Raw genomic sequence first — 6,952 nt, 5'->3', positions numbered from 1 at the left:
GGGCCGCCCCGGGCCGCCGCGCCGCCCGCGGGGTCCGGCCGTGACCCGCGGCGCCGGGTTCGCCTTCGTCGGGCGGCGGCCGGAGCTGGCCCAGCTCACCCTGGCCCTGCACCAACCGCCCGCCGTGCTGCTGGTCGAGGGCGAGGCCGGGATCGGCAAGTCCCGGCTGATCGCCGAGGCCACCGCCGCCTCGCCGGTGCCGGTGCTCAGCGGCGCCTGCCACCCGGTGCGCGACCCGGTCCCGTTCGGCCCGGTGCTGGACGCGCTGCGCCGGGTCGGTCCGCTGCTGCCGCCGCCGGACCGGCTGCCGCCCAGCACCGGCCTGCTCGCCCCGCTGCTGCCCGACCTGGCGGACCGGCTGCCGCCGTGCCCCGGAACCGGGTCCGCGCCCGGAGCCGGGCCGGCCACCGACCGGTACCGGACCGCCCAGGCGGTGCACGCCCTGCTGGCGGCGCTCGGCGAGCTCGTGCTGGTGGTCGAGGACCTGCACCGGGCCGACCCGGCCACCCGCGAGCTGCTCCTGCTGCTGGCCCTGGACCCGCCGCCCGGGCTGGCCCTGGTGCTCAGCTACCGGGCCGAGGACCTGCCGCCCGACACCCCGGCGCTGGGCGCCCCCTACCGCCGCCCGCCCGGGGTGGGCGGGGCGCTGCTGCGGCCGGCCCCGCTGACCGAGGGCGAGGTGCACGAGCTGGCCCGCGCCGCGCTCGGCCCGCTGCCGACCGTGCCCGCGCTGGCCGAGGTGCTGTACCGGCGCAGCGAGGGGGTGCCGCTGGTGGCCGAGGAGGACCTGCTCGCGCTGGCCGAGACCACCGACCCGACGGCCGACCCGGTCGCCGCGCTGGAGCACGCCGACGTCCCGCGCGGGCTGCAGGACGAGGTGACCGAGCGGCTGGCCGCGCTGCCGCCCGCCGGAGCGGCCGTGGTCGCGGCCGCCGCGGTGCTCGCGGTGCCGGCCGACGAGGCGCTGCTGGCCGAGGTGGCGGCGCTGCCGGCGGCGGAGGTCGCCGACGGGCTGTGCGCCGCGCTGCGGGCGGCGGTGCTGCGCGAGGACCCGCCCACCCGGTACGGCTTCCGGCACGGGCTGGCCGGGCGGGTGGCGTACCGCCGGCTGCTCGGCCCGGCCCGCACCGCGCTGCACCGACGGGCGGTCGCGGTGCTCGACGCGCAGCAGCCGCGCGCGCTGGACCAGCTGGCCCGGCACGCCCTGGCGCTCGGCGACCGCAGCGGCTGGCAGCAGCTGGCCGAGGCCGCCGCCGAGCAGGCGGTGGCCGCGGGCGACGCGGGCGGCGCCGAGGAGCTGCTGCGCCGGCTGCTGGCCGAGCCCGAACTCGACCCCGACCGGCGCGGCCGGGTCGCGCTGTCGCTGGCCCGGATCGCCGCCAACGGCACCGACTCGGCGGCCAGCATCCAGACGCTGACCGCGATGCTGGCCGATCCCCGGCTGGCCGCCGGCGACCGGGGCGAGATCCGGCTGACCCTGGGCATCCTGATCGCCACGCACGGCGGCGACCGCGCCGGCTTCGACCAACTGGCGGTCGCCGTCGATGAACTGACCGACCGTCCGGTCCGCGCTTCACGCGCCCTGGTGGCCCTGGCGATGAACGAGCGCGGCAGCGAGGCCCGGCTGGCCGCCGGCCGGCTGGACCGGGCCGACCGGCTGCTGGCCGACCACCCCGACGAGGCCGCCGCTGCCGCGGTGCGCGCGACCCGGCTCACCTTCCGGGCCCGGCAGGGCGACCCGACCGTCTGGGCGGGCCTGGCGGCACTGCCCCGGGCCGACCGGAACCCCGAGGTGGTCCGCCAGAGCGCCCGGGCCCTGTTCAACACCGGCGACATCGCCGTCGAACTGGGCCACGACCAGCGGGCCGGTCAACTACTCCGGGAGAGCCGCCGGTTGGCCCGCCAGGCGGCGATCCCCTACCTGGAGTGCTACAGCCGGATCGCGCTGCTGCGGCTGGACGGGCTGGCCGGGCACTGGGACGGGCTGGCCGAGCGGTTCGCCGCGCTCGGCGCCGAGTTCCCCGACCTGGCCATGGCGGGGGCCGAACGCGCCCTGCTGCTGGGCCGGTTGGCCGCCGCCCGGGGCCGACTGGCGGTGGCCCAGCAGGAGTTCGCGGCGGCGGCCCGGTTCGGCGAGCGGGAGTCCCAGGTGACCACCGCGCTGCGGGCGGCGGCCGGCCTGGCCGGGCTGCGGCTGGCCGAGGGCGACACCGAGCAGGCGGCCGCCACCCTGGCGCCCGCGGTGGCCGCACTGCGCACCGCCGACGCCTGGGCCCGCTCGGCCGACCTGCTGCCGGTGGCGGTGGAGTGCGCGCTGGCCGGCGGCGACCGGCGGGCGGCCGACGAGTTGGTGGACCAGGCCGAACAGGGGCTGACCGGGGTCGACGCCCCGGCGGCGCTGGCCGCGCTGGCCCAGGCGCACGGGCTGCTGCTGGCCGGCCGGGACCAGGCCGGCGCCCGGGCGGCCTGCACCGAGGCGCGCGAGCTCTGGTGGGCGATCGGGCGGCCGTACCAGGCGACCCGGGCCGAGGAGCAGCTCGCCGTGGCGCTGGCACCGGTCGAGCCGGAGGCCGCCGCCGACCGGCTGGCCGCCGCCGAGCAGTCGTTCCTGGCGCTCGGCGCCACCTCGGACGCGGCCCGCTGCCAGCGGCTGCAGCGCGACCTGGGCCTGGGCCGCACCGCCACCCCGGGGCGGCGCGGCTACGGCGCGCTGCTGTCGCCGCGCGAGCTGCAGGTGGCCGAACTGGTCGCCCAGGGCGCGAGCAACCAGGACGTGGCGCAGGCGCTCTTCCTCTCCCCGCGCACGGTCGAGCGGCACGTCGCCAACCTGCTGCGCAAGCTCGGGGTGCCGCGCAAGGACCTGCCGCGGGCGCTGGCCGAGGGGGCCGGTACCCAGGGTTCGTCCGACGCATGGGTACCGCCTACGTATTGATCACCCAGCGGCGGGGCGCGTTTGCTGGCCGAGGAACCCGACCCCCCTCCTCGCCCCGCCGGAGGTCCGCCATGACCCCCCTCCTCCTCCTCGCACCGCAGACCGACGGCCGCCGCGAACGCTTCCGGCGCTACGCGCGGTCGCACTTCGCGTCCGGCCCGACCGCCGAGCCGGCGGTCCTGGTGAGCCCGGCCCGCCGCCGCGCGGTCGGTCGCCCGGCCGACCTGGTCCGGCTGGCCCGGTTGGCCCGGCTGGGCTGAGTCGACCGCGGTCCGACCGCGGCTGAGGTGCGGCGATCCGCGATACCGTCGCGCCATGGCTGAATTGCGGTTGACCACGCCCTCGTTCCTGGTGCTCGGCATCATCGACAAGCTGGGCGAGGCCAGCCCGTACGACGTGAAGGTGGAGGCGGCCCGCACGGTGGCGCCGTTCTGGTCGATGCCGCACGCCCAGGTGTACGCGCAGTGCGACCGGCTCGCCGAGGGGGGCCTGCTCTCCGAGGTGCGCCAGGCGGGCGGGCGCAACCGGCGCCTGATGCGGCTGACCGACGCGGGCCGCGCCGCGCTGGCCGACTGGCTGGCCGACTCCTCCTTCGTCCCGGTGGAGGCCCGCGAGCGCAACATCCTCAAGCTCTGGTTCGGCGCCCGCCCGCAGGCCCTGGCCCCGGTCCAGCTCGACGAGCACCGCCGGACCCTGACCCGCTACCAGGACCTGGCCGACGGGGTCGGCCCGCTGCTGACCCGGGGTCAGCGCGAGGCGCTGGAGTTCGGCATCCGGTACGAGCGGATGATGGTCGACTTCTGGCACTGGGTCGAGTCCCGCGACTCCCTGGCGGACTGACACCGCGCACCGCGCCGGGTGCACCCCCCAATCGTGACCGTCGGGTCCGTTGACCCCGGCGGCGGCCCGCCACTACCGTCCCGATAGTCCAGAAAGGACTATTGAGCCGAGGGAGGGCCGGCCGTGCAGCGTCCCGCCGGAATCCGCTGGCCGAGGGTGGCCGCCGTCGCCGTGGTCGCCGTCTGCCTCGCCTACGCGCCCATCGCGGCCACCGAGTTGTGGTCCTACGCGGATCCGGGCGCACCCGCGCCCGGCCAGTGGCTGCTGGCCCGTGCGGTCGACCCGCCGTACGTGGCCCAGGCGCTCGCCACCCGGATCGGCCCCTACCGGCACAGCCTGGCCGCGATGGTCGTGCACTCGGTGCTCGGCGGCGCGCTGATGGTGCTCGGGCCGGTGCAACTGCTCAGCGCGCTGCGCCGGCGCCCGCGCCTGCACCGGGCCACCGGCGTGGTCTTCGCGGTCACCGTCTACGCCTCGATGGCCGCCGCCGGCGTGTACCTGGCCCGGACCGCGCCCGCCGACGCCTTCGGCGGGGCGGCGTTCTGGATCGTGCTGGCCACCATCCTGGTCGGCACCGTGCTCAGCACCACGTTCGGCGTCCTGGCCGCCGCCACCCGGTTCCCCGACCTGCACCAGCGCTGGCTGCTGCTCTGCTACGGCTACCTGATGACGGCTCCGCTGCTCCGCCTGGAGTGGGGCGCGCTGCCCGTGCTGCTCCCCGGCCTGCCGATGGCCGAGGTCAACCGGGTGGCCCTGATGCACCTGGGTTCGCTGGTCGTGCTCGGCGCCCTGCTGGCCTCCCGCGCCCTGGACCGCCGCGCCACCGTGGCCGGCGTGCAGGGCAGTTGGGTGCCGCGTCCGGTGCTGGTCGGCACCGGCCTGCTCGGCCTGCTCGCGCTGGCGCTGATCGCCGACCGGATGCTCGGCCTCGGCGCGACCGGCCGCCGGCTGCTGCTCGCCTACCTGCTGCCCTACCTGGCCTGCTACGCCCTCCTGCTGGTGCGCCGGCACCGGGACACCGCGGCCGGCCGACCCTGGGCCCGCGAGGAGTGGGGCCTGCACCTGGCGGCGCTGTCGCTCGCCCCGGTGCTCTCCGCGGCGCTGGCCCCGCTGCTGGGCCACGCGCTGCGGCTGGACCGGCTGACCGCCTGGTCCGCCGCCGTCGCGGTGGGCTGCGGGGTGGCCGCCTTCGCGACCACCGCCGTGGTCGCGCTGCGCCTGATGTACGCCCGTGAACTGCTGAAGGGGGCATCCCGGTGACCGATCGTCAGCTCTCTCCCGCGGTACCGCTGCTGGCCGCCGCGGTCGCCGTGGTCAGCCTGCTCACCGGTGCGGCGATGGCGGCGGCCGCGCTCACCGGCCACGCCTTCGGCGCCTGGCGCTCCGCGGACCCGCTCGACCCGGGCCTGGTCGGCGCGGCGATGGTCGGGGTGGCCCCGGGCCTGCTGCTGGTCGGCCGGGCCCGGAGCTGGCGGGAGGTGCGCACCCTGGTGCTGCCCACCGCCGTGGTGCTGCTCGGCCTGCTCGCGGTCACCCTGGCCAACCCGCACCAGCTGCACGCGGCACGCGGCGGTTCGATCGTCCTGGTGCTCTTCAGCCTGGGCTGGATCCTGGTGCTCGGCCTGCTCGCGGCGGCCGCGCTCGGCGTCCTGCTGCACCAGTACCTCGCCCCGGCCCGGCCGGCCACCGCCCCGGACCGCACCGCACCGCTGCCCGCCTGGTCGAAGCCCCTCCTCGCGGTGCTCGGCTCCGCCTGGTTCGGCCTGGGCGCCGGGCTGCTGGCGCTGCCCGGTTTCTGGGGCGCCTTCGTGCCCTGGCCGGTGGACCGCCCCGACGCCCAGGCGCTCGGCGTCTGGTGCCTGGCGCTGGGCACCGGGACGCTGGGCGCGCTGGTGGAGGACGACCTGACCAGGCTGCGCCCCGCGCTGCTCGCGCTGCCCGGCACCGCGCTCGCCGCCGCCGGGCTGCTCGCCGGCCGGGCCGGCCACGTGCACTGGCGCTCCGGCCCCGGCCTGGCGCTGCCGGCCCTGCTGGCCGGCCTGCTGGTGGCGGGATTGACCGGCCGGGCCCTGCTGCGCCGGGCCGACCGTGCGACCGCGGGGGCCGCCTGACTCCCAGTCGGTTCTGAGTGGCCTCGGGCATCCTCCTGCGCGGATCCGACTCACCACCGTCGGTTCGACCTCCCGGCACCCATCAGCCGCACACGCGACAGCTGAGCGCCACCCTGAGCTGCGAAGAACTCCGTGACGCGCTGACCCTGCCGTCCTGCGGTGCGCCCACCGGTGCGCCACGATCCGAAGGAAGCCGCCTCATGTCGCACACCGAGGTCATCGCCGCCGAGCGGCCCGCCCACCACCGGCAGCGCACGGCCGTCCCACGCCGGCTGCTGATGTGCCGGCCCCGGCACTTCGAGGTCTCGTACTCGATCAACCCGTGGATGCACCCGGAGAAGCCGGTGGACAACGGCCTCGCGGTGCTCCAGTGGGAGCGGCTGCGCGAGCTCTACCTGTCGCTCGGGCACACCGTCGAGGTGATCGACCCGCTGCCCGGCCTGCCCGACATGGTCTTCGCCGCCAACGGCGCCACCGTGGTCGACGGCAAGGTGCTCGGCGCCCGGTTCCGCCACATGGAGCGCACCGCCGAGGGGCCGGCCTACCTCGACTGGTTCCGCCGGCGCGGCTTCCGCGAGCTGCACTGGCCGGAGTACGTCAACGAGGGCGAGGGCGACTACCTGCCGGTCGGGCGCCGGATCCTGGCCGGCACCGGCTTCCGCACCGACCAGCGCTCGCACTACGAGGCGCAGGAGTTCTTCGGCCTGCCGGTCACCAGCCTCACCCTGGTCAACCCGAACCACTACCACCTGGACACCGCGCTGGCGGTGCTCTCCGACACCGAGATCATGTACTGGCCGGAGGCCTTCACGCCGGGCAGCCGGGCGGTGCTGCGCGAGCTCTACCCCGACGCGGTGCTGGCCAGTGCCGCGGACGCCGCCGTCTTCGGCCTCAACGCCTTCTCCGACGGCCGCAACGTGCTGCTCCCGCAGGCCGCGTCGGGCCTGATCGCCCAGCTCCGCGCCCGCGGCTTCCAGCCGATCGGCGTCGACCTGTCCGAGCTCCTCAAGGCCGGCGGCAGCGTCAAGTGCTGCACCCTGGAGCTGCGGGACTGACCGCCCGGCAGCGG

Annotated in this window: 6 protein-coding genes; all 6 read left to right on the top strand. The window is 77.3% G+C overall.

The window, feature by feature from the left end; translation table 11 throughout:
* A partial coding sequence (locus tag ACFW1A_RS36635; protein ID WP_380417257.1) for an AAA family ATPase occupies window positions 1–2,932 on the top strand: 2,932 nt, incomplete at its 5' end.
* Window positions 2,933–3,003: 71 nt separating this feature from the next.
* Window positions 3,004–3,192: a hypothetical protein gene (locus ACFW1A_RS36630; RefSeq protein WP_380417255.1), complete on the top strand. Its 189-nt coding sequence runs from the start codon at window positions 3,004–3,006 to the stop codon at window positions 3,190–3,192.
* 55 nt (window positions 3,193–3,247) lie between these two features.
* Window positions 3,248–3,772 carry a PadR family transcriptional regulator gene (locus ACFW1A_RS36625; protein ID WP_380417253.1) on the top strand — a complete coding sequence of 175 codons (525 nt, stop codon included), beginning with the start codon at window positions 3,248–3,250 and terminating at the stop codon, window positions 3,770–3,772.
* Window positions 3,773–3,895: 123 nt separating this feature from the next.
* Window positions 3,896–5,032, top strand: coding sequence for a DUF2306 domain-containing protein (locus ACFW1A_RS36620; protein ID WP_380417251.1), 1,137 nt, complete (start codon window positions 3,896–3,898; stop codon window positions 5,030–5,032).
* Window positions 5,029–5,883: a hypothetical protein gene (locus tag ACFW1A_RS36615; protein WP_380417249.1), complete on the top strand. Its 855-nt coding sequence runs from the start codon at window positions 5,029–5,031 to the stop codon at window positions 5,881–5,883. The genes ACFW1A_RS36620 and ACFW1A_RS36615 overlap by 4 nt, the downstream gene beginning before the upstream one ends.
* Window positions 5,884–6,083: 200 nt before the next feature.
* Window positions 6,084–6,938: a dimethylargininase gene (gene ddaH / locus ACFW1A_RS36610; protein ID WP_380417247.1), complete on the top strand. Its 855-nt coding sequence runs from the start codon at window positions 6,084–6,086 to the stop codon at window positions 6,936–6,938.
* Window positions 6,939–6,952: the final 14 nt, after the last annotated feature.

The sequence above is a fragment of the Kitasatospora sp. NPDC058965 genome, from assembly GCF_042741245.1.
Taxonomy (GTDB): domain Bacteria; phylum Actinomycetota; class Actinomycetes; order Streptomycetales; family Streptomycetaceae; genus Kitasatospora.
Note: the sequence above shows the minus strand (reverse complement) of the source record. Positions and strands in the feature narration are given on the sequence as shown.

Coding starts and splice junctions, on each gene's coding strand:
- ACFW1A_RS36630 (WP_380417255.1), top strand. CDS start 3,004: ATGACCCCCCTCCTCCTCCTCGCACCGCAGACCGACGGCCGCCGCGAA.
- ACFW1A_RS36625 (WP_380417253.1), top strand. CDS start 3,248: ATGGCTGAATTGCGGTTGACCACGCCCTCGTTCCTGGTGCTCGGCATC.
- ddaH (WP_380417247.1), top strand. CDS start 6,084: ATGTCGCACACCGAGGTCATCGCCGCCGAGCGGCCCGCCCACCACCGG.